The 24,177-nt window shown below is 69.0% G+C and carries 15 protein-coding genes; 6 read left to right on the top strand and 9 right to left on the bottom strand.

What is annotated here, in order from left to right:
* Window positions 1–23 precede the first annotated feature (23 nt).
* Together GXY47_02660 and hrpB are read left to right on the top strand one after the other, a co-directional pair.
* Window positions 24–2,648, top strand: a complete 2,625-nt coding sequence (locus GXY47_02660) for a serine hydrolase (protein ID NLV30031.1) — start codon at window positions 24–26, stop codon at window positions 2,646–2,648.
* Window positions 2,649–2,665: 17 nt separating this feature from the next.
* Entirely contained in the window at window positions 2,666–5,227 is a 2,562-nt protein-coding gene (hrpB, locus tag GXY47_02655; protein ID NLV30030.1) for an ATP-dependent helicase HrpB, read from the top strand.
* A 6-nt stretch (window positions 5,228–5,233) separates the two neighbouring features.
* On the opposite strand, the gene GXY47_02650 is transcribed toward hrpB, so the two are convergent.
* Window positions 5,234–5,794 carry a UpxY family transcription antiterminator gene (locus GXY47_02650; GenBank protein ID NLV30029.1) on the bottom strand — a complete coding sequence of 187 codons (561 nt, stop codon included), beginning with the start codon at window positions 5,792–5,794 and terminating at the stop codon, window positions 5,234–5,236.
* Between the two features lie 282 nt (window positions 5,795–6,076).
* Between GXY47_02650 and GXY47_02645 the strand changes: the two genes are divergently transcribed.
* The 4 genes from GXY47_02645 (at window position 6,077) to GXY47_02630 (ending at window position 14,265) form a co-directional block, all read left to right on the top strand.
* Window positions 6,077–8,479, top strand: coding sequence for a M1 family metallopeptidase (locus tag GXY47_02645; protein NLV30028.1), 2,403 nt, complete (start codon window positions 6,077–6,079; stop codon window positions 8,477–8,479).
* A 189-nt stretch (window positions 8,480–8,668) separates the two neighbouring features.
* Window positions 8,669–10,381: a hypothetical protein gene (locus GXY47_02640; protein NLV30027.1), complete on the top strand. Its 1,713-nt coding sequence runs from the start codon at window positions 8,669–8,671 to the stop codon at window positions 10,379–10,381.
* Between the two features lie 33 nt (window positions 10,382–10,414).
* On the top strand, window positions 10,415–11,845 hold the full coding sequence (locus GXY47_02635; GenBank protein NLV30026.1) for an FAD-dependent oxidoreductase: 1,431 nt from the start codon (window positions 10,415–10,417) through the stop codon (window positions 11,843–11,845).
* Between the two features lie 8 nt (window positions 11,846–11,853).
* Entirely contained in the window at window positions 11,854–14,265 is a 2,412-nt protein-coding gene (locus tag GXY47_02630; GenBank protein ID NLV30025.1) for a molybdopterin-dependent oxidoreductase, read from the top strand.
* Between the two features lie 9 nt (window positions 14,266–14,274).
* Here GXY47_02630 and hydF read toward each other — a convergent pair whose 3' ends face one another.
* The 8 genes from hydF to GXY47_02590 form a co-directional block, all read right to left on the bottom strand.
* A complete protein-coding gene (gene hydF, locus GXY47_02625) occupies window positions 14,275–15,489 on the bottom strand; it encodes a [FeFe] hydrogenase H-cluster maturation GTPase HydF (GenBank protein ID NLV30024.1) in 1,215 nt (404 codons plus the stop codon).
* Window positions 15,486–16,898 (bottom strand): aspartate ammonia-lyase, encoded by a 1,413-nt coding sequence (locus GXY47_02620; GenBank protein NLV30023.1) that lies wholly within the window; start codon window positions 16,896–16,898, stop codon window positions 15,486–15,488. The genes hydF and GXY47_02620 overlap by 4 nt, the downstream gene beginning before the upstream one ends.
* 23 nt (window positions 16,899–16,921) lie before the next feature.
* Complete coding sequence (hydG, locus tag GXY47_02615; GenBank protein NLV30022.1) at window positions 16,922–18,346, bottom strand: [FeFe] hydrogenase H-cluster radical SAM maturase HydG; 1,425 nt, start codon at window positions 18,344–18,346, stop codon at window positions 16,922–16,924.
* A gap of 11 nt (window positions 18,347–18,357) precedes the next feature.
* Window positions 18,358–19,497: a response regulator gene (locus tag GXY47_02610; protein ID NLV30021.1), complete on the bottom strand. Its 1,140-nt coding sequence runs from the start codon at window positions 19,495–19,497 to the stop codon at window positions 18,358–18,360.
* Between the two features lie 16 nt (window positions 19,498–19,513).
* Entirely contained in the window at window positions 19,514–19,897 is a 384-nt protein-coding gene (locus GXY47_02605) for a response regulator (protein ID NLV30020.1), read from the bottom strand.
* Between the two features lie 30 nt (window positions 19,898–19,927).
* Window positions 19,928–21,925, bottom strand: a complete 1,998-nt coding sequence (locus GXY47_02600; GenBank protein NLV30019.1) for a 4Fe-4S binding protein — start codon at window positions 21,923–21,925, stop codon at window positions 19,928–19,930.
* A gap of 49 nt (window positions 21,926–21,974) precedes the next feature.
* Window positions 21,975–22,391, bottom strand: coding sequence for a response regulator (locus GXY47_02595; protein ID NLV30018.1), 417 nt, complete (start codon window positions 22,389–22,391; stop codon window positions 21,975–21,977).
* Between the two features lie 64 nt (window positions 22,392–22,455).
* Window positions 22,456–24,171: a 4Fe-4S binding protein gene (locus GXY47_02590; GenBank protein NLV30017.1), complete on the bottom strand. Its 1,716-nt coding sequence runs from the start codon at window positions 24,169–24,171 to the stop codon at window positions 22,456–22,458.
* Between the last annotated feature and the right edge of the window lie 6 nt (window positions 24,172–24,177).

Below are 24,177 nucleotides of genomic sequence, written 5' to 3'. Positions count from 1 at the left end.
AGCCCGTTGCCGAGCGAACGAAAATGGACCGGTTGCCCAAACCCGCGAAACTGTTTTCCCCCCGGACGGTCGTCGCCATCCTCTGCGTCTGGCTTCTGGCCACCGCCTTCCAGCGCGACCCGGGCGAAGCCTGGGCCGAAAAAACCCTCGAGGCTCTCTCCCTGAGGGACAAGATCGCCCAGCTGGTGCAGATCCGGGTTCCGGGCACGTTCACCAACCGCCGCAGTCCCGAATTCCGGAAAATCGCATCGGACATCCGCGAGCACCACGTGGGCGGGCTGGTCCTGTTCGCCGGCGACATCTACGAATCGGCCGTCCTGCTCAACGAACTGCAGGGGCTTTCGCGGCTGCCGCTGCTGGTCGCCTCCGATTTCGAGCGCGGGGCGGCGTTCAGGATTTCGGACACGACCCCCTTCCCCTGGGCGATGGCGCTCGGCGCGGCGGGGGACGAGGGGCTGGCCCGGGAGCAGGGCCGGGTCACGGCCCGCGAGTCCCGGGCCCTGGGGGTTCACTGGATCTTCGCCCCCGTGGTGGACGTCAACAGCAACCCCGACAACCCCGTCATCAACATCCGGTCGTTCGGCGAGGACCCGGAAACGGTCGCCCGCCTGGGCGCCGCCTTCATCCGGGGGGCGCGCGAGGGGGGCGTGCTGACCACCGCAAAGCATTTTCCGGGGCATGGGGACACGGCCGTCGATTCGCACATCGGCCTGCCGGTGATCCGGGCGGACGCCCGCCGGCTGCACTCGCTGGAATTCGTCCCCTTCAAAAGCGCCATCGCCGCGGGGGTGGACTCCATCATGACGGCCCATGTCGCCGTCCCGGCGGTGACGGGAGATCCCGGGACCCCGGCCACCCTCTCCGGGAAGGTCCTCACCGACACCCTGCGGGGTGAACTGGGGTTCGAGGGTCTGGTCGTCACCGACGCCCTGGAAATGGCGGGGGTGACGGGGCACACCTGGGGCGGGCGGGCGGCCGTGGCCGCCATCGCGGCGGGAGCCGATGTCCTGCTCCTGCCCACCGACGCCCTCGTGGCCATCAACGAGGTCGAGCGCGCCGTCCGGCGCGGGGAGATTTCCGAAGCCCGCATCGACGGTTCGGTCCGCAGGATCCTCGAGGCCAAGAGCCGGATGCGGCTCCATCTCCACCGGCGGGTCGAAGTCCCCCCGATCGGCGAAGCCGTGGCCGCCCCGGAGAGCCTGGCCCTGGCCCAGGAAATCGCCGACCGCGCCGTCACCGTCGTCAGGGACGACGCACGGCTGCTGCCCCTCGACCCGCTCGAGGACAGGAAGATCTACAGCCTCGTGCTGACCCCCGAACTGGACTCCTCCCCCGCTTCCGTTTTCCAGGCCGAACTGCGCCGCCGTTTTCCCTCCGCGGCCACGGCGTGGGCCAACGCCCGGATCCCCGCCGAGCAGGAGGCGGCCATCCTGCGGAGCGCGGCGCGCGCGGATGTCGTCCTCTGCTCCATCGTCGTCCGGCTGGCGTCGGGCAAGCCCGCCCGCTCGGTGCCCGCCGTGCAGCGCCGGCTCCTGGCGCAGCTGGCCGCCTCCCCCCGGCCCGTGATCTGGATCGCGCTGGGCAACCCCTACGTGCTCGAACTGGCGCCCCCTTCGGCGACGTCCCTGTGCACCTTCAGCTATTCCGATTCCTCGCAGATCGCCGCCGCGCGGGCGCTTGCGGGCGCCGTCCGCGTCGCGGGGAGGATGCCCGTTACGATCCCGGGGCAGGCCGATGCCGGCTCCGGGGTCGAGATCCCGAAGCTCGAGATGGTGCTCGAACGGGCCGATACGGCGTCGACGGGGTTCCCCCCGGGCGCCTTCGACCCCACCCGGAGCCTGCTCCGGGGCCTGACCGGGTCCGGGGTGCTGCCCGGCGTCGAACTGGTCGTCGGGCTCGGGGGGAGGATCGTGCTGGAGGCGTCGATGGGAAGGACGGGGTCGGCGCCCGACGCGCCGGCCGTCGGGCCGGATACGATCTTCGACCTGGACGCCCTGTCCGGCCCGGTGGCGGCCACCATGGCGGCGGTGCCGGCGATGGAGGACAGGGGGTTCGACCTCCGCTCCGCCGTCGCCGATTACGTCCCCGAAGCCGGGGATACGGCGCCCGGGAAGGGGGAGATCCGGGACCTCTTCGGCTCCCTCGGCGGCCCCGAAACCGCCGGCGCGGAACTCTTCGCGGAGGCGGTCTCCCGCTCCCTGGGCGTCCCCTGGAGCCGCTTCGCCGCCGAAAACCTCCTCGCGCCCCTCGGGATGAAGCACACCTCCCCCGTCCCACCGCCCCCCCTCCAGGGAAGGCGCCCCCCCCTGCCGCTCGACCTGTACAGCACCGCGGGCGACCTGGCGACCTGGGCCCAGATGCTGCTCAACCGCGGACTGTACGCCCATCGCCGTTACGCCCATGCGGCCACGATCGCGACGCTTACCGGATCGCGGGGCCCCTGGTCGAAACCCTCCGCGGCGGACTGGACCGCGGCCCTGGGGCGCACGGCCTTCGGGCACAACGCGCCGAACGGCTCCTTTTTCTGGGCCGACCCTTCACGCGGGGCGTTCGCCATCCTGCTCGCCAACGGGCGGAAGGGGGAAGCGGCGGTGCTCGAGGCCCAGGGGGCGATCGGCGCGGCGGTCCTCGCGGCGCTCCCGGATTGACGCCCGGCGCCTTCGTCATGGAAACGCCGTCGGAACCGCTCCCCATCGACCCCCGCCTCCCGGACATCGCTGCGGCCCTCGCGTCCGCGGGGGCCCTGGTGCTGACGGCGCCCCCGGGGGCGGGAAAAACGACGCGGATCCCGCCTTTCCTCTACCGGGAAGGGTTCGCCGCCGCGGGCGAAATCCTGGTCCTGGAGCCGCGCCGGCTGGCGGCCCGCATGGGAGCGCTGCGGGTCGCCCGGGAACTCGGGGAAAAGCCGGGGGAAACCGCGGGCTACGCGATCCGGTTCGAGACCGTCGGCGGCCCGCGCACCAGGATCCGCTTCCTGACCGAGGCGATCCTGGTGCGGCGCATGACGGAGGATCGCGGCCTCGAGGGGGTTTCGCTCGTCATCCTGGACGAGTTCCACGAGAGGAGCCTCGCGACCGACCTCGCGCTCGCCTTTCTCCGCCGGCTGAGGCGGCGCGCCGGGCGCCCGAAGATCCTCGTCATGTCGGCGACCATGGACCCCCGACCGGTCGCGGAGTTTCTGGACGGCGCCCCCGTCATTTCGCTCGCGGAGACGCGCTACGACCTCGACATCGCCTACGATGAGACGATCGACCGCCGGCCGCTCGAGGAGAGGGTGGCCGGCGCGGTCCTGGGCCTCTTCCGCTCCGGCCTGGAGGGCGACATCCTGGTCTTCCTCCCCGGCGCCGCCGAAATCCGCCGCGCCGGGGAGGCGCTCCGCCCGGCCGCCGGCCGCCTCGGATTCCGGATCCAGCCCCTGCACGGGGACCTCCCGGCAGGGGAGCAGACACGGGCGCTCCAGCCGGGGGAGGGACCCAGGGTGATTCTGTCCACCAACGTGGCCGAGACATCGATCACCATTCCCGGCATCGGCGCCGTCGTCGACAGCGGGCTCGCCCGTGTCTCCACCCATTCCGCCTGGAGCGGCCGGCCCAGGCTCGCCACCGCCAGGATCGGCAAATTCAGCGCCGCGCAGCGCGCGGGACGCGCGGGACGGACGCGCTCCGGACGGGTCCGCCGCCTTTATACCCGGCACGATTGGAGTACGCGCCCCGATGCGGACCCCCCCGAAATAAGCCGCGCCGATCTCTCGGAAACCCTCCTCGTGCTCCATGGCTCCGGGGTCCGCGACACCGGCGCCTTCCCCTGGCTGGAGCCCCCGCCCCCGGCGGCGCTCGAGGCCGCGCGCACGCTCCTCGGCCGGCTGGGTGCGATCGACGCGGCCGGCCGCATCACCGCCGACGGGCGGCGGATGCTCCGGTTCCCGGTCCACCCCAGGATTGCCCGGATGATGGTGGAGGGGGAAGCGCAGGGGGTGGCCGAAGACGCGGCGCTGCTCGCCGCCCTCCTCGGGGAAAGGGACATCCGCCTCGACGCCCGCGCCCGCTTCGGCGCCCCGGGCGCGGCGCGCAGGGGCGCCGCCTCGGGCCTGTCCGACCTCCTGGACCTGGCGGACCTGTTCCGCGAGGCGGAGTCGGCCCGTTTTGACCCGGAACGGATCCGGGCGCTCGACCTGGACCCGCGCGCCGTCGGCGCCGTCCGGCTCTCCCACCGGCAGCTCGCGAGGATCTCTTCCCTCGCCCCGGCGCCCCCCCGCCCTCCTCTCACCCCCGGCGAGCGGGAGGAGGCGCTTCTGGTCGCCCTGCTCCGCGCCTTTCCCGACCGGGTGGCCCGGCGGCGGCGCCCCCACTCGCACGAACTCCTGCTGGCCTCGGGAGGAGGGGCGCGGCTGTCGGACCGGAGCGTGGTGCGCGAGCGGCCGTTCCTGGTCGCGGTGGATATCGAGGACCGCCCCGACCCCTCCGCCCCCGCAGCGGCGCTCCCCATCGTCCGGCTGGCCTCCTCCGTCGAGATCGAATGGCTGGCCGCGCTCTTCCCCGATGCGCTGGTCGATAAGACCGAACGGGTGTGGAACGCCGCCGCGGGGAGGGTGGACGAGGTCCGGAGAACGATGTACGAGCGGATCGCCCTCGAGGAGTCGATCCGGCCCGCCCCCCCGTCGGAGGAGGCTTCGCGCCTGCTCGCCACGGCCGCCGCGGATCGCGGCATCGGGCTCTTTCCCGATCACGCCTCGGTCCCCGGGCTCGAGGTCCGCGCGGCGCTCCTGGCCCGCCACTTCCCCGACAGCGGGTTCCCCCCGCTCGGCGCCGAAGCCGTCGCCGCCGCCGTAGAGCGCCTCTGCCGCGACCGCCGCAGCCTCGCCGAACTCGCCTCCGCCAGCCTCGTCGCCGCGCTCGTCGAGCCGCTCTCCGGACGCCAACGCGCCCTGCTCGAGCGGGAAACGCCCGAACGGATCGGGCTCGCGCGGGGGCGCTCGGCGCGGATTCATTACGAACCGGGGCGCCCCCCCTGGATCGCATCGCGCATTCAGGATTTCTTCGGCATGACGGCGGCGCCGGCGATCTGCGCCGGGCGGGAGGCCCTGACGGTGCACCTGCTGGCCCCAAGCGGGCGGGCGGTCCAGGTCACGCAGGACCTGGCCGGTTTCTGGAAAAACCACTATCCCGCCATCCGCCGGGAACTGGGCCGGCGCTACCCGAAACACCCCTGGCCGGAACGGCCCGCGTGATGCGGACTAGAGCGGCCGGACGTCGGCAGCGTTTATGTCGACGGCGACGGCCTGGCGGATCAGGTCCACCTGGAGCACGAACCGGAGGCGCCCCCGCTTCTCGACCAGGATGCCGACGACGCCCTCGAGCGGACCGGCCGTGACTTCCACCCGCGTCCCCACCCTCACGTAGGGGTAGGGGTCGGCGGCGACGCTGGCCTCCAGGAAACGGCGGACGGCGACGATCTGCTGGTCGGGAACCGGCTCGGCGCGCCCCTCGAACCCCACGAAACGCACCGCGCCCGGGAGCTTCAGGACGCGGTGGCGGTTCTCCGGGGTGTCGGCGTGGCGGACGAACAGGTAGCCCGGAAAAAGGGGGAGCCAGACCTTTTTCCTGCGGTCCTTCCACCGGCTGAGGACTTCGCGCATCGGCAGAAAGACCTCGATCCCCCGCTCCGCCAGGGCGGCCAGCATCTTCTTTTCGAAACGGCTCCGGGTATAAAGGGCGTACCAGCGGGGCGCCGGCACGGCATCCCCCCCGGGCGGCGCGGGCGGGGTGCCGGATAACGGGTCATGCGGTTCGGCCATGGCTCTGGAACGTCACCCTTCCTGAAACGATGAGGGCCTCCCGGGGGAGAACGGGTTGAATATAGCCGCCGGGCCGGGGCGTGTCAACCGGCCCCTCCGGGGCGCACCCCGGTCCGGACAAATGCGCCCGCACTCTCAGTTTCTTCATTTGATTTATGGATATTTCGTATATCATAGCGGCAGTCTTGGACATTGCACACAACCGAGCCGGGATCCCCCGCACCCCCCGGTGCGGGAACGGACCCGGAGCATTAGGCCCATTGTCAGCAACAGGAGGATTCGATGCATCTGCCGAAACGGTTTCACCGCTATGGTCCCCTTCCCGCCCTGATCGTGTGCTCGGCGCTCTTCGCCGTCGGGATCCCGGCGCAGGAAGCCGCCCCGACGAACGGCCGCGCCCTCTACGAGGCCCTGAAGGCGTTCGATCTCCAGGGGAAGGCGGCGGTGAGCGGCCTCACGCTCAAAAAAGACCGCGCCGAAATGGTCTTCAACGGGGACTTCTATTTCGCCGCCCCGGTCAACGGCCGGGTTACGGGTGCGGTCTTCATCGGCAGCGGGAGTTTCAAGGCGCCCGCGCCCGACATCTCCTATGAAAAAGAGGCCATGGTGCGCTTCATCGACACCGACACGGCCGAGAGCGATTTCCGCACCGCCGTGCTGCGCTTCAGCGACGACACCTTCGAGCAGATCGGGAAGGGGATGGAGCCGGGAGCCGCGGTGCCGGACGACGCCCGGAAGCTGGCGGCCGAGCTCGGGCCGAGGCTGCTCAAGGAAACGGGGGCCAACGTCTCCGCGCGCCTCATGGTTTCCCTGGCCAACGCCGAATCCCCCGGCGTTTTCCTGGGGCAGTTCGACAAGGGGAGCCGCGGGCGGTTCACCTATCTCGTCGACCCGCAGACGCGCCTTCCCGGCTCGGCCTTCGGCATCAACGGGGGGGAAAAAGTGCTCCTGTTCGCCTACGCCCCCTACGTCTACACCAACGACATGTGGATCGCCACCTACTCGGAGGAGAATTTCGCCCGGAACCAGGCCAGCTATTCCGACAGCTTCGACCTGGTCGCCCCGCTCCATTACGACATGGAGATCGATGTGCGCGACGCGCGCAAGATCCTGCGCACCAGGATGCGGATCGATTTCCAGTCGCTGGTCGACGGGCTGCAGGCGGTCCCGATGGACGTCAACGAGGGCCTGACGGAGTTCGACAACGTCCGGCTGAAGGAGGCGATGCGGGTAACGTCGGCCCGCCACGGGGGGAAGGACATCCCCTGTATCCAGGAGGACTGGGAATCGGGACTGACGATCCTTCTGCCGAAGGCGATGAAGAAGGGGGAGGCCTTCAGCGTGGAGGTGGCGCTCGAGGGCGACTTCATCGACAACCAGGACAAGTTTCTGAACTGCTACTACCCCCAGGACAACAACGGCTGGTACCCGAAGCACGGCTACCTCAAGCGCTCCACCTTCAATGCCCTGTTCCGCCACGACAAGAACGACCGCGTGGCCAGCATCGGCAAGCTGGTCCGCGAAGGCACCTGGCCCGATTCCGGTGACGGCCTGACCGAATTCCGGATGGACACCCCGGTTTCCTTCATCTCCTTCGCGGCCGGAAAGCTCGTCCGCCACACCGATCACCGCAAGCTGCAGTTCGGGGAGATCGATCTCGACTTCTATTCGGTCCCGGCCTCGGTCAGCAACGTCAAGGAGGAATTCATCCTCGCCGAGATGGGGAACGTCCTGAACTATTTCAGCGAGTACTTCGGGGCGTACCCGTACCCCTCCTTCAAGGCGACCATCCACCCCTTCAACTTCGGACAGGGGTTCCCCACCATGCTGATGATCCCCAGGGCGGACGAGGCCAACTACGCGGTCTTTTCCTTCATCGCGCATGAAACCGCGCACCAGTGGTGGGGCAACATCGTCGCCTGGCGGTCGTACCGCGACCAGTGGCTGAGCGAGGGTTTCGCCGAATACTCCGGCATGCTCTACACCGGGTTCCGCGACAGCATGAAAAACCAGAGGGAGTTGATCGACGACGCCCGCTACGTGCTCCCCTTCCCCCCGAAAACCGACCGGGGGGTCGGCAAGGAGAAGCTGGCGGAAATCGGGCCCCTCATCCTGGGGCAGCGCCTGAGCACCCGGAACACGATGAACGTCTACAGCGACCTGATCTACAACAAGGGGGCGATGGTGCTGCGCATGCTCCACTTCCTGCTCTCGGACCCCAACACCGGGTCGGGCCAGCCGTTCTTCGACATGATGTCCGATTTCGTCAAGCAGTACCAGAACCGGGCGGCCACCACCGAGGACTTCATGCGCGTCGCGGGCGCGCATTTCGCCAACGCTCCGATCGGGAAGATGTTCGGGTTGAAGGATCTCGGCTGGTTCTTCCAGCAGTGGGTGTACGAGGCGAAACTGCCCAATTACCGGATGGAATACAGGATCGAGCAGGGAGACAACGGCTCCGCCGTGGTCACCGGGACCATTTTCCAGGAGAACGCCGGACCCAACTGGTTCATGCCGCTCCCCGTCGTCTTCAAATTCCCGGGGGACCAGATGGGGCGCGCGGCGGTCTATGCCAACGGGCCGGAAACCGCGTTCAAGATCCCCCTGCCGATGAAACCCTCCTCGGTCGCGCTGGACCCCGACCTGTGGATCCTGTCGGAAAAAACCAGCACCAAGAAAAAGTAGTCCCCGGAGCCGGCCGCCGCGGGCTGCATCCGCGGCGGCCGGCTTTCCCCGCCCCCTTCCCCATCAGGTCTTGCCACCCCCTCCCCCTTCTGTGGTACAAAGGGCCGGCAGGGACACGGGGCGCCTCCCGCCGGTTCGGCGGCGGCACCCCGGTCACGGGATACACCCTCCAGGGAAAGACGGGGATCGATGGATAAAAAACTGGCGCCGCTCCTCGATCCGCGCGGGCACCAGGAACGGCCGACCGTTCCCCTGGCGCCCCGCGGCGGCATCGAGGACCTCAGGCGGGGCAAAATTCTCTTTTACGACAACACGAAACTGGGCTTCTGCAACTACGACGAAGTCTTCGTCCGCATCCGGGAGCGCCTCCGCGGGCTGGGAATCTCGAATTTCGTCGATTACCGGGAAACCGTGCGCGGCAAGGACACCCGGGAACTGGAGGCGTACGCGGCGATGCTGGCCCGGGAAAAGCCGGCGGCCGCCGTCGTGGCCCTCGGCGACATGGGGACCTCCCCCGCGACCTGCATCGTCACCATCGCGCTGGAGAAGCTGGGCATCCCGAGCGTCTACATCACAGCCCCCCCCGGCGGGGACCTGGTCGAGGGGGTCGCGGTCTACCGCGCGGGGAACCTCTGCCTGTGCAAGATCGACATCTACCAGGCCAGCACCCGGGAAGAGGTGCGGGCCCAGGTCGACCTCAAGTGGGACTTCATCATGGACTCGCTCGCGGGGACGCCCGAGCGGGTCCGGGAGGCCGCCCGCATCGATTTCAAGATGGACCTCGTCCCCCCCGCCGCCGACGGGCTGCTTCCCGTCACCGCGGGGATCGAGCCGCGCGAGGAGAGGGTGTACGAACCGGGCTGCTACATGGAAGAGATCATGGAGTACCTCGACCGGGAACACCTGGGGGACGGCCTGCCGGTCATCCCCCCGACCGCGGCACGCCTCGAAAGGATGTTCTCCTGCTGCCCCTTCGCGCCGGGAACCCCCCTCTGGCGCGAAGTCGGACCCGCGGGCAAGGACGTCACGGTCCGCGACGTCGCCGTCGCGGCGGTGATGGCCGGGTGCCGGCCCGAGGCGATGCCGGTCCTGGTGGCCGCGTTCCGGGCGATGGCCGACCCGCGCTACAACCTGCTGCAGTCGGTGACGACGTCCCACCCCGGGGGGAACCTCGTCCTGGTCAGCGGCCCGATCGCCCGGGAGATCGGGATCTCGGGCCGGCAGGGGTGCCTGGGTCCCGGGTATCCGGCCAACGCCACCATCGGGCGGGCGGTCAACCTCGTCATCCTCGACGTGTGCCGGGCGGTCCCCGGCGTCTGCGACCTCGACTGCCTCGCCTCCCAGGCGGAGTTCACCTACTGCTTCGCCGAGGAGCCCTCCCTGGCCCAGTGGCCGATGATCAACGAGGAGCGCTGCGACGCCCGGACCACGACCGTCTACGTGCTCAAGGCGGAGCCGCAACACGACATTATCGATTTCCTGAGCCTGGACGGCCACGACCTGCTCGACACCCTGACCGACTGCTGCACGACGCTCGGGACCAACAACGCCTACATCCCGGGGCCGCTGGTGCTGGTCCTGACCCCGGATCACGGGATGATGCTGAAAAACTCGGGGTACACCAAGGACGCCATCCGCGAGCATATCCACCTGAGGGCGGTCCACGACGTGCCCATGGTGCGTAACCGCGGGCTGGTCCCGGTGCGCCCCCCGCAGTTCGCCCACCGCCACCCGATGCCGGTGACCCGGTCGCCCCGGGACATCGAGGTGGTCGTCGCCGGGGGGCGCGGGGGGCATTCGGGCGTCATCCTCCCCTGGGCGCTGCACAGCGAGGGGATCGTCCTGCCGGTGACCCTGCCCGACGGCACCCCGGCGCGGAGCATCGAGCAATTCAGGAACTGACCAGCCGCCCGCGGGGCGCAGCGGAGAGAGTGCATGGAAATATACGGTGAATACGATGTCGTCATAGCCGGCGGGGGCACCTCGGGGGTAGCGGCCGCCATCGCGTCCGCGCGCGCCGGCGCGCGCACCCTCCTCATCGAGCGCCTCGGCGCCCTCGGGGGGCAGATGAACGTGTCCGGGCCGCCGGGGTTCGCCTACGCCTACATGTTCAACCCGCGCCGGGAGCAGATCATCGCCGGGATCATGGAGGAAACCCACCGGCGGCTGCTCGAGGCGGGGCACGCCCTGCCCCACACCACCCCCGATTTCCGCGTCGGCTACAGCTTCGCCCTGGTGGACCCCGATTACTGGGGGCTCCTCGTCTTCCAGATGATGGCGGAAAACAACGTCGAACTGCTGCTCCATTCCCTGGTCGTGGACGCGGTCATGGAAGGGGACGCGATCCGCGGGGTGATCGTGGAAAACCCCTCCGGCCGGCAGACCGTGCTCGGCAAGGTCGTCATCGACTGCACCGGGGAGGGGGAGCTGGCCGCGCGCGCCGGGGCTCCCTGCGACCAGGTCCCGAAGGAGGAACTGGAGCCGCACACGGTCTCCTTCACCGTCGACGGGGTCGACTGGGACAAGGTGCTGGGCTACGTCAAGGAGAACGCGGCCTACGAGTTCAACGCCATGACCCATCCCTACCTCGGCTGGACCGAAGAGGAGATCGTCGAGAGGATCCGGCGGGTCGAGGACGTGAGGGAAATCACCAATTTCATGGGGTATTACACCCTGCGGGATCGCGCGGTGGCCGCCGGGGAGTACCACCCCTACAGCGGCGTCGGCTTCTTCATCATGCCGCGCGACAACGGGGTCCTGCAGGCGCACTTCCAGCATTCCTCGCAGGTGGGCAACGCCGACCCCACCGACGTCCGCGACCTGACCCGCTGCGAAATCGAGTGCCGGGCGCAGATCCGGATGGCCCTGGGCTTCATCAAGCGCTACATGCCGGGGTTCGAGAACTCCTACCTGACGCGCGTCTGCCCGGAGCTGAGGATCCGGGAGAGCCGGCGGATCGTGGGGGACTATGTCCTGTGCAAGCGGGACGTGGCCGAGGCGCGCAAATTCCCCGACGTGATCGGGAAGAGTTCCTTCGCCAGCGGGGCCAAGCACGTGGCCACGGCCGACACCATCTCCTACGAGGGGATCGTCTACCCGAAGGACGGCGGCTCCTACGACATTCCCTACCGCTGTCTGGTCCCCCGGAAGGTCGAGAACCTGCTGGTGGCGGGAAAGGCGATCTCGACCGACCGCGCCTCCTATGCGCGCTTCCTGCAGCTGACCATGGTCACGGGCCAGGCCGCCGGCGTCGCCGCCGCCCTCGCGGCCCGGCAGGGGATCACTCCCAGGCGGCTCGAGGCGGACGTCACGGAACTCCAGCGGGTCCTCCAGCAGCAGGGGGCGATCCTGTTCGGGACCCACTAGGGGGGGGGATGGAATACAGGCCGTGGACATGGAAGGTGCCGGAGAACTACCGCGAGACGCAGCCGTCCATCCGCCGGCAGGACGCCTGGGAGAAGGTGAGCGGGAGGGCGGCCTACACCCGCGACATCACGCTGCCGGGAATGCTGTACGCCAAGATCCTGACCTCCCCATACGCCCACGCGCGGATCACGCGCATCGACTGCGCGCGCGCCCGGGCGCTCCCGGGGGTCCGGGACGTGCTCCAATTCACGGACCCGGACATCGCCCATGACAGCGCCACCGGGGCCTGGTACGAAATCTCGGGCAACTACGACATCCTGACCCTCCCCGGCACGGCCGACTTCTTCCAGCACCCCATGGGGGTCGCGATCACGGCCGACAGCGAGGAGGTCTGCGACCGCGCCCTGCGCCTCGTCGAGATCGAATGGGAGGAGATCCCCTTCGTCCTGGACATGGAGGCGTCGGTCCGCCCGGACGCGCCCAAGATCATGGCCGACGTCCGGCGCACCGGCGCCCATGCCCGCGAACCCAATACCATCCTGGCGGAGAGTTTCACCCTCGGGGATCCGGACCGGGGATTCGCCTCGGCGGACGGAGTGATCGAATACAAGGTCACCCGGGAAATGAACGCGCCGGTGGGAGCCGAACCCGCGGTATGCATCGCCCAGTGGCGGGGGGAATTCGTCGACCTCTGGGTCCACCACCACGACATCCCGCACTGGTTCCTCGTCAACCCATCCGACGCCCGGGAGCGACCGGTCCCCCCCCTCGCCGAGTGGTCCAAAATCACGGCCACCCTCCCCTACCAGGGGTGCATGTTCGGCGGCTTCGCCTGGCTCGCCTACTCCGCCTGCTTCACCCGGCTGGCCGTCATCCTCGCCCGCCGGGCCGCGGGGAGACCCGTCAAGCTCCTGTACGACGAGAGCGCCCATTACTGCCTGGGGGACGACGGCGGCACCTACAGCTGCAAGGTCGGCGCGAAAAAGGACGGGACCATCGCCTCCGCCGCCTGGCACGTCGTCGGCCCGCGCAACGCCCTGGCCGAGAAGACCTACGAGGGGACGGCGATCCCCAATCTGCGGGCCACCTGCGAGTGGGGGCTCGTCAACCGGGGGCACCAGATGTGCTTCCGCCACGGGGCCAACAGCTGCGTTCCTCATGGGGTCATGTTCGACCGGGTGGCCGCGGAGTTCGGGCTCGACCCCACGGAGGTGGCGCTGCGCAACGACGGCTGCCGGGGTCGCGGCCGGGACTGGGTCACGCGCTACCAGAGGGAGAACGGCTTCCCCGAACGCTGGAGCCTGCGCGAGGTGATCGAGAAGGGGAAAGCGGCCATCGACTGGGACCGGAAATGGCACCCGCCGGGAGCGCGAAAGCTCCCGGACGGGAAAATGCACGGGATGGGCTTCATGCAGGTGCTCGAATGGACCTGGCAGGCGCCCGCGAGCGCGATGTCCTGGGCCTGCCTGATGCTGCGCAACGGCATCGTGGCCATCGTGGGGGTCCGCAGCGACATCGGCTCCGACACCGAATCGGGCGCCCGGCACGTCGTCGCCTCGGAACTGGGGCTGAAATACGAGGACACCGTGATCCAGGAGCGCCGCTCGGACAACTCGAGCTTCTACATGTGGCAGCCGGGCGGTTCCTTTTCCACCGCCTATATCAACACCCAGCTGGTGATGGCCGCCCGCGAGCTGAAGCGGAAGATCCTCGAGTACGCCGTGAGGCCCACCCCCGCGTACAACTCGAGCCACTTCTTCAAGACCGCCGGGCCCCCGGCGTTCCCCGGCCTCCGCCCGGAAGAGCTCGACGTCCGCGACAGCTTCGTTTTTGAAAAAGCCCGCCCGGAAAACAGGAAGACGGTGCGCGAGGTGGCCGACATCTTCTGGGACGCCGACCCCGCCCTGTCGCATCCCGTGGTCGGAACCGTCGCCGGCCTGACCGCCGACGGCAGCCCCGATCCGACGATGTACGTCATGGGGCGCCAGGCGCATTTCATCGAGGCCGGGGTCGACACCGACACCGGGATGGTCGACATCACGCGCATCGTCTGCGTCAACGACGTGGGCCACCTGTTCAACCCGCGCGGGGCGCAGGCCCAGCAGTACGGCGGCGCCGTGATGGGGCTCGGCCGGAGCGCCACGGAGGAGCAGATCTGGTGCCCGCGCACCGGGGTGGGGCTGAACTTCGACCTGGTCCAGTACCACATCGGGACGATGAACGACTACCCGCCGGCCGAGTGCCATGTCACCGAAAGCCACCTGGGATACGCCGCCTTCGGCGCCTTCGGGGTGGGGGAAAACGTGGGGGCGGCCATGTCGGGAATCACGGCCTCGGCCATCTACAACGCCACGGGGAAATGGGTGACGGACTATCCCACCACCCCCGACCGGGTCCTCCGGGCGCTCGGCAGGATCTGACGGCCGGCGTCAGCGCCCGCGCCCGAGTCCCGGGAAGGGGGACAGCGCCCGGTCGAGCGCCCCGAGCGAGTAGGTGATCGCCACCCCGTAGTTGGTGATGGGGACCCCGGCCTCCCGGCAGCGCAGGATGCGGGAGATCACCTCGCGGCGGTTGAGCATGCAGGAGCCGCAGTGGACGACCAGCCGGTACGACCCGATGTCCTCCGGGAAATCGTGCCCCTGCAGGTGGACGAAGTCGAGGTCGGTCCCCGTGTATTGCCGGAGCCAGCGCGGGATCTTGACCCTGCCGATGTCCTCCCCGATGGGGTGGTGGGTGCACGCTTCCAGGACCAGGACGCGGTCCCCCCGCCGCAGCCGGTCCACCGCCTTCACCCCGCGCACGAACTCCCGCAGGTCCCCCCTGAGCCGGGCGAAGAGGATGGAAAAGGAGGTCAGGGGAACGCTGTCCGGCACGTCCCCGGCCACCTTCAGAAAGACCTGGGAGTCGGTTACGACCAGCGCCGGGGGCTCGCGCAGCCCGTCGAGCGCGCCCCGGAGCTCCCGCTCCTTGACCACCAGGCAGCAGGAGTCGTGGTCGAGCACGTCGCGGATCGACTGCACCTGCGGAAGGATGAGCCGGCCGCGCGGGGCCTCCAGGTCGATGGGGACCACCAGTACCACCACCCCCCCCGGGGAGATCAGGTCCCCCAGGATCGGCGGCGCCTCGAGGAACGCCTCGGGGGCCGACCGGATCAGGGCCTCGCGCAGCTGCGGCAGTCCCCTCCCCTCCCGGGCGGCCGTCGCCACCACGGGGACCTTCCGCCCCTCGAGGTCCCGCAGCGTCTCGGGCGCGGCGGCTCCGATATCCGCCTTGTTGAACACCACGATGACGGGCATCTTCCGCTTCTCGAGTTCCCCGAGGACCCTTTCCTCGAATTCACCCCAGCTCCCCGCCTCGGCCACCAGGATCCCGAGGTCGGTCCGTTCGAACACCTGCCGGGTGCGCCCCGCGCGCAACTCCCCGAGGGCGCCCACGTCGTCGACCCCGGCCGTGTCGATGAAGAGCACCGGCCCGAGCGGCAGCAGTTCCATCGGCTTCTCCACCGGGTCGGTCGTCGTTCCCGGGACATCGGAGACGATCGAAACCTCCTGGCGGGTGAGGGCGTTGAGCAGCGAGGACTTCCCCACGTTGCGGCGGCCGAACAGGCCGATGTGAAGCCGCATCCCCCTGGGCGTATCTTTCATTCCTTTTCCTCCGGCGGCGGGGACCCCAGCCGCGTGACACTGTCGGGCGCGATCAGCTCCTCGAACTCCGCTTCGGTCAGCCCCCCGTGCGCGAGCGCCGCCTCCCTTACGCTCTTCCCCTCCTCCCGGGCCAGGCGGGAGATCTCCTGCGCCCTTTCGTAGCCGAGCGCGTCCGCCAGGGCGGTCCACGCGGCGGTGGACGCCTCCACCCCCCTGCGGCAGCGCGCCTCGTCGGCCTGGAGGCCCCGGATGCAGTGCTCGCCGAGGATCCGGGCGGCGCGGGCCAGCAGGTCCAGGTTTTCGAGCAGGCAGTCCGCCACCAGCGGCAGGAACGGGTTCAGTTCGAGGCACCCCATCCCGCACGCCTGGCCGAGCGCCTGGTCGTTGGCCGCCACCCGCAGCGCCGCCTGCGTCACCGCCTCCGGGATGACGGGGTTCACCTTGGCCGGCATCAGCGAGGAGCCCGCCTGCCTGGCCGGCAGCCGGATTTCTCCGATCCCCGCCTCCGGGCCGGAAGAGAGGAGCCGCAGGTCGGACGCGATCTTCACGAGGTTGGTGGCCGAGGCCTTCAGGATCCCGCCCACCTCCACGTAGGCGTCGGCGTTCTGGGTGCCGTCGATCAGGTTCTCCGCCCGGGCCAGCCCCAGCCCCGTGATCTCCCGCAGGCGGTCGACCACTCGGAAGATATACTCCCTGGGCGCCGCGATCCCGGTCCCGATGGCGGTCCCCCCCAGGTTCACGACCCGCAGGCGCTCCTCGCACTTGTAGATGCGCCACCGGTCGCGGGCGATCGCCTCCGCCCAGGCCCCCATCGCGCACCCGAGCGTCGTCAGGACGGCGTCCTGCATCTCCGTCCGGCCCACCTTCACCACGTGGGCCAGCTCGAGCTCCTTGGCCTGCAACTCCCCGAGGAGGCCGATCACCTCCCCCTGGAGGCGCCGGAGCGAAAAGATGGCGGCCACCCGGAGCGCGGTCGGGTAGGTGTCGTTGGTGGACTGGTGCCGGTTGAGGTCCTCGAGCGGGTGGATCCGCGCGTAGTCCCCCGGCGCGGCGCCCAGAAGCTGGAGGGCGCGGTTGGCCAGCACCTCGTTGACGTTCATGTTGGTCGAGGTGCCGGCGCCCCCCTGGAGCGCATCCACCAGGATATGCCGCTCGAGCACGCCGTCCATCATCTCCAGGCAGGCGGCCTCGATGGCCCGGAACGTCCCTTCGTCCCAGCGCCCCAGCTCGTGGTTCACCCGCGCGGCCGCCAGCTTCACCGCGCCGTAGGCGCGCACGAGCCCCGGGTGGACGGGGCGCAGCGAGAGCGGGAAATTCTCGACGGCCCGGGCGGTGTGAATGCCGTAGAGGGCGTCCGCGGGCACCTCCCGCTCCCCCAGCAGATCGTGCTCCGTCCGGCAACCTTCCATGTCGGCACCCGCGGATCGTGGATTCAGAAAAGGAGGTCCCGGTCGCCGGTCGCCCGGATGCGCTCGAGCCGTTTCTCGATCTCGTCCCGGTTGGCCTCCGGGCCGAGACGCCCGAGCTCCGCGCGGATGAGGGCCTCCCCGGCCCGCCGCGTCGCGGGCGACGCGTAGTCCACCAGGTATTCCTGGAGCGTCGTGAGGGCGTTGGGGGTGCAGTAGCGCTTGATGAAACCGGGGATGGCGAATTCCATGAAGTGCTCGCCCGTCCGGCCCAGCCGGTAGCAGGCGGTGCAGAAGCTGGGGAGGTACCCGTCCTCGATCAGTTCGTGCATCACCGCGTCCAGGCCCCGGGTGTCCCCCAGCTCGAACTGCTCCCGGTCCCGGACCTGGCGGGAGTCCCGCTCGGTGTACCCGCCGATCTCGATGCGGCTGCCGGCGTCGATCTGGGAAACCCCGAGCTTGAGGAGTTCGCGCCGGAGCCCGGCCGGCTCCCGCGCCGTCAGGATCAACCCGGTGTAGGGGACGGCCAGCCGCAAGGTGGCGATCACCCGGCGGAAGTCCTCGTCGGCGATCGGTCCCAGCCCGGCGAACTCCACGCCGCTGGCCGGGCGCAGCCGCGGGAAACTGATCGTGTGGGGACCGACGCCGTGCCGCCGGCGCAGGTACTGCGCATGCGCCACGAGCCCCAGGACCTCGAAGCGCCAGTCGTAGAGGCCGAACAGGACGCCGATGCCGACATCGTCGCACCCCCCCTCCATGGCCCGGCTCAACCCGTCGAGGCGGTAGGCGTAGTCCCCCTTGCGGGTGCCGGGGGCGTGCATGCGCCGGTAGGTCTCGTGGTGGTAGGTCTCCTGGAAGATCTGGTAGGTGCCGATCCCCGCGCCCTTGATGGTGCGGTAGCCCTCGACGTCCATCGGCGCCGCGTTGATGTTCACCCTGCGGATCTCTCCGTGCCCCTTCCGCACCCCGTAAACGGTGCGCACCTGTTCGGCTATGAACTCCGCGTCGTACCTGGGGTGCTCGCCGAAAACCAGGATGAGGCGCTTGTGCCCCGCGTCCTCCAGCCGCTCGACCTGCCCGCACAGCTCCTCCGGCGTGAGGGTGCGGCGTACCGCCAGCCCGTTGCTGCGCCGGAAGCCGCAGTAGACGCAATCGTTGACGCAGTCGTTGCCGACATAGAGCGGAGCGAAGAGCACGATGCGGTTGCCGTAGACCGTTTCCTTCAGGGTCCGGGCGGTGCCGAAAACCATCTCCAGCAGCTCCGGGTCCTCGACCCTCAGGAGCGCGGCCGTCTCCTCGACCGTGAGCGGCTCCTTGCCCAGGCTCTTGGCGACGATGTCCCGGACCCTCTCCCGGTCGGGCGCCGGCTGGTCGAGGAGCCGGGCGAGGAACTCGTCGTCGATGAAATCGACCGCCCCCGGGCTGGTTTTCAATGCACTCAATCCAGGCATACCCTGCTCCGCTAGCGGGAAGCGCTCGGGACGTCCCGGCGGAGCACCACGCTGAAGGTGCTGCCGGCGTCCGGCTGGCTCTTCACGGCAATATCCCCGTCGTACAACGTGACGATCTTTTTGAGTGTCGACAGGCCCAGGCCGCTTCCCAGTATGTGCCGGGTCTTGTCGTTCTTGATGCGCGAGAAATCGCTGAAAAGGCGCTGGCACTCCTCCGGCGTCATGCCGATGCCCGAATCCTCCACGGCGATACGGACCTCGCCATCGGAGTCCCGGACCCGCACTCCCACGCGGCCCCCGTCCCGGTTGTATTTCACCGCGTTGGAGACGAGGTTGTTGAAGATCATCTCGATCTCGGCCCGATCCGCCTCCATCCGGGCCCCTTCCGGCACGTCCAGTTCGATCGCGATGCCGCGCCGCGCGGCCTCGCCCCTCACGTTTTCCGCCGCCTGGCGCGCGAGCTCGCCCAACTCGACGGTCGCGATCGCCCGCTGGCGCTGCCCCGACTCGATCGAGGTCATGTCGAGCAGGTCCGAGATCAGCTTGCGCATCCCCTCGATGCGCACGAGGCAGCGGTCCACGATATGGTCGTAATCCGCGAGACGATCGCCCACCGCCCGCTCGCGCATCATCTGCAGGTAGCCCTCGATGGCGGAGATGGGCGATTTCATCTCGTGCGCGAGGACGCTGACGAACTGGAAACGCACCTGCCGCTTTTCCTCGGCCAGGCGCCGCGCCTGGCGCTGCAGGATCAGGTGCCGCGCCGCCTTCCGGACGGCGCCCCGGAGTTCCTCGGGCGTGAAGGGCTTGGCGAGAAAATCGTAGGCCCCCCGGCGCGTGGCCGTCACCGCGGTATCGAGCGAGGCGTAGGCGGTGATCATGATGACCAGCAGGTCCAGCGGCTGCTTCATGAGACGGTCCAGGATGTCGAGTCCCGTCGTATCCGGCAGCTTGTAGTCGAGGACCAGGATGTCGGTCGGGCCCTCGTTCATCTTCTCTTCGAGTTCCTTGCCGTCGGCCGCCGTGCGGATGCTGAAGCGGACGTCCCCGTTGATGTCGTGCAGGTGCAGGTGCATGTCCCGCAGGGCGCGCTCCGCCCCCCGCCGCATCCCGTATTCGTCGTCCACGATGAGTATGTTCAGGAGATCCACTGCCGGCGTCCTTCCGTTATGCAGTCTCTTTCAGGAGACCGTCGACCTCGTCGGCCAGGATGCGGGGATTGATCGGCTTTTCCAGGAACTTGCTCACCGGCAGCCAGGTCTCGTCGGGCCCGAAGCTGAATCTCAGGTCCATCTCCTTGCTGATGCCCGTCAGCATGACCAGTTTCATCGCGGGATAGAGAGCATGGAGCTGGCGCGCCAGCTCGAAACCAACCGTCTTTTCCTCCATCATGACATCCAGCACCGCCAGTTCCGGCGCGTCCGCCTCGGCGGCCTTTTTCGCCTCGGCGGCCGAAAACGCGGCCGTGATCCTGTGCCCCCGCTGGGAGAGCGCCGTCCGATTCATCTCGATTATGTCCTGGTCGTCGTCGACCAGCAGAATGTGAGCCATTGCAGTCTCCTTTCGAGAACCACGCCCGGCCTATTCGTCCCGCGACCTGCGCGGAAGCCTGACCGTGAATTGAGTCCCCGTCGGCCCCGCCGACGGGTCGCTGTTGGACACCATGGTGATGTCCCCCCTGTGCATCTTAACAATTCCGTAGGTAACGGCAAGCCCCAGCCCGGTCCCCTTCCCGATCTGCTTGGTGGTGAAGAAGGGCTCGAAGATCTTGGACTGGTTGTCCTTCGGCACCCCGATGCCGGTGTCGGCGACGGAGAAGCGGACCCCGTCCGCGTCCCCTTCGGCGGTCACCAGGACGGCCCCGCCGTCCGGCATCGCGTCGCAGGCGTTGCCGAACAGGTTGGTCAGGACCTGGTTGATCTGGTCGGGGTCGAGGTCGACCACGGGGTCCTCGATCGGGGTCTCCACCCGCGCCTGGATATGGGCGGGAAAGGGGTAGGCCTTGACCGCGTGCCGCAGCAGTTCGCCGAGGTCCACCGTCCGCAGGACCGCCTTGTTCTGGCGGGCGAAGTGGAGCAGCCGCATCACGATCTTCTTGCAGCGGTCCGCCTGCTCCGCGATCATGTCGAGGTCTTCCTTCCACTCCGTCTTCTCCCCGGCCTCCTCGAGCAGCATGTGGGCGTGCATCAGGACGATGCCGAGAGGGTTGTTGACCTCGTGGGCCACCCCGGCGGCCAGCTGCCCCATACTGGCGAGCCTTTCGGAGTGCATCAGCGCTTCCTGCGTGCTGACCAGCTGCTCGTGGGACTCCTCGAGCTGCTGGTTGGTGTCCCGGAGCTTCTCGATGGTGTACGGCAGGCACATCTCGGTTTCGGCCAGGTGCCGGTGGATGGCGATGGCGTGCTCGACGCAGGTGTCGTAGCCGCACGCGCCGCAGTTGAGTTCGTCCTCCGGCCTGAGCTTCCCCATGCGCGCGAGGATGGCCGTCACCTCCTCCCGTGAGGGCTGCGCGATGCGCTGGTCGTAGGGGGTGAACCTGCGCGCGAGGTCGACGTCGCCGAAGCGCTCCATGTCGGACTCCCACCGATCCTGCCGCTCCCCCCGCCAGCGGTTCTTGACGTACCGGCCCACCAGGTTCCGGCGCCAGAACAGGGTGGTGTCGACCGTCATGCCCGCCCCCATGATGCAGCCGTTGCAGCAGAGGACCTCGAGCAGGCGCACGTCCAGGCTGTTGGATTCGGCCGCCTGGATCGCTTCGACGAAATTGGTCCGCCCGTCGGTGGCCATGATCTCGCCCTGCATCAGGTCTTCCCGGATATCGGCCGCCTGCAGCAATCCCCGGCTGATGGGGAAAAGGCCCCCGGGACCGCTCCAGGGGGGATCGAAATCCCCCGGAGCCACCGCGCCGGGCGTGATCCCGGCGCTCGAGAGCATCTGGCGGAACTCGGCGAACGTCAGCACCGCGGCGACCTCGCCCTCCACCTCCTGCCCGGCCGCCTCCCCCTTCTTGGCGATGCAGGGCCCGATGAACACGACCGGGACCCCGGGGCCGTAGAGAGTCCGGAGCACGCGCGCGGTCGCCACCATCGGGGAGACGATGGGTGCCAGCCTGGGGACCAGGTCGGGATAGTACCTTTCGACGTACCCGACCAGCGCCGGGCAGGTGGAGGCGATGTAGCGGTTGCCGGGGGAACTCTCGAGCAGCTCCCGGTATCCCCGGGCCACGAGATCGGCGCCGAACCCGACCTCGTGAACGTGGCGGAAGCCCAGGGCGCGCACCATCCCGACGACGGCCTCGGGGGGGCATTCCTCGAACTCGGCGGCGAAACTGGGGGCGATGACGGCGGCCACCGCGCCGTGGCTTCCGAGCAGCTCGGCCACGTCACGGGTCCCGTCGAGCACCTGCTTGGCCCCCTGGCTGCACACCCGGGCGCAGTTGCCGCACCCTATGCAGCGTTCGGGGATCACGCGGGCCTGGCCGTCGGAGATGCCGATGGCTTTGGCGGGGCACTCGCGCACGCACGTGTAACATACGCGGCAGCGCTCCCTGATCGTCTGTACGAAACAAGCCGCCTGCATGTCGGTTCCCCCAGGTTCCGGCCTGCCCGCCGCGGGGCGGGCGCCCGCTCTATGTGTGGCCGCCCGCCGCGTCGGCGGCGGGTTCCCGCAGCAGCCGGCGCACCTCCGACCTCAACTGCTCCGGCCGCACCGGCTTGTCCAGGATCCGGTCCACCTTGATCCACGACTGCGCCTCCGGGTAGAGCGCCGAGAAGGACAGCCCCGTGGCCCCGGCGACGGCCGTCAGCAGGATGAGGGGCGTGCCGGGGTACAGGTTGTGAATCTGGTGGCTGAGCACGAAGCCGGAATCCTTCTCCTCCATCATCAGATCGAGGATGGCCAGGTCCGGCTTGAACCCGAGCAGCTTCTCCTCGGCCGCCGCGCGCCCCTCCGCGCCCGCGACTTCGTATCCCGCGGCCGTCAGGATCACCGTCATTTGTTCGAGGAGATCGAAATCATCGTCCACGACCAGTATCTTCTTTTTCACTCTCGTCCTCTCCCTTGCCCGGCATCTCCGGGGCTCCCGGTCCCGCACCCGTCGCGCGGAAGCTCTATAGTATATCCCTGGCGTTGTATTGTGTATGGAGGAGTTGGTGGCTTTTCTTCCCGAGCGGCTTGCCCAGGAACTCCTCGTAGAGCCTCGCGACCTGCGTGTTCTTGTGGCTGACGCGCCCGGATTCGCTCTGGTCGATCCGGTACAGCGCCTGCATCCGCGCGCGCGCCGCGTCCGGGTCGGACCCGATCGGCTGGCCGCCGCCGTTGATGCACCCCCCGGGGCAGGTCATGAACTCGACGAAGTGCAGGTCCTTCCTCCCCGCCCGGATCTCCTCCAGCAGCCGGCGCGCGTTCCCCAGCCCGCTGACGACGGCGGCCCCGACCTCCAGGCCGCCGATTTTGGCCCGGATCTCCTTGGCCCCCTTCATGCCGCGCAGCGGCTGCACCTCCAGCCGGGCCGGCTCCTTTCCGGTGAGGAGGAAGTGGGCCGTGCGGACCGCCGCCTCCATCACACCGCCGCTGGCGCCGAAAATCTTCCCCGCCGTCGACCGCTCGCCGAAGGGGGTGTCGGCCGACTGCGCTCTCATCGCCATCAGGTCGACCCCGAACATGCGCAGCAGCTGCGCCGCCTCCCGCGTGGTCAGCACGTAATCGACGTCGGGGACGTAGCCGGGCGCCATTTCGGGCCGGCCGCACTCGAATTTCTTGGCCGTGCAGGGCATGATCGAGACGCTCACGATGCGGGCGGGGTCGATCTTCTCGCGTTCGGCGAAATAGCTCTTGATGATGGCCCCCATCATCTGCTGCGGGCTCTTGCACGTGGACAGGTTCGGGATCAGGTCGGGATAGAACTGTTCCACGAACTTGATCCATCCCGGCGAACAGCTGGTGAACATCGGCAGCACGCCGCCGTCCGCGACCCGCCGGGCCAGTTCCGACGCTTCCTCCATGATGGTCAGGTCGGCCGCAAAGGAGGTATCGAACACGCGGTCGAACCCCACGCGGCGGAGCGCCGCCACCATCTTGCCGTCGACGTCCTGCCCCGGTTCGACCCCGAATTCCTCGGCCAGGCTCACGCTGACCGCGGGGGCGTGCTGGACGACCACCATCCTGTCCGGGTCGGCCAGGGCGGCGATGACCTCGCCCAGGCTGGAGCGCTCCGACAGGGCGCCCGTCGGGCAGGCGATGATGCACTGCCCGCAATTGACGCAGGCGGAGACGTTGAGGCCCTGGTCGAACGCGGTGCCGATATAGGAGCGGCACCCCCGCCCCACGAATTCGATCGCCCCGATCCCCTGCACCTCCTCGCAGACGCGCACGCAGCGCCCGCACAGGATGCATTTTTCCGGGTCCCTGACGATCGGCCCGGAAACGTCCCGCTCCATCGTGTTCTTCTTCCCCCGGAACGACCGCTGACGGACCCCCATGGTCTGGGCCAGCTGCTGCAGGTCGCACTTTCCGCTCCGGGCGCAGTAGAGGCAGTCGTCGGGGTGGTTGCCGAGCAGGAGTTCCACGATCGTCTTGCGCGCCTCGAGCACCTTGAGCGAACGGGTCTGGAGCTTCATTCCCGGGGCCACGGGGTAGGAGCAGGAGGGGATCAGCCCGGGCGCGCCTTCCATCTCCACGACACACATCCGGCAGGCGCCGCTGGGCGGCAGCCCCTCCATGTGGCAGAGCGTCGGGACCTGGATCCCTTCCCGTTTGAGGGCGGAGAGAATGGTCTCCCCCTCGCTGGCTTCGATAGTCCTGCCATCCACTTGCATCTCGATCATCGGTTC

This window comes from Acidobacteriota bacterium, assembly GCA_012729555.1.
Lineage (GTDB): Bacteria > Acidobacteriota > UBA6911 > UBA6911 > UBA6911 > UBA6911.
This window is presented reverse-complemented; position numbering and strand designations above follow the sequence as displayed.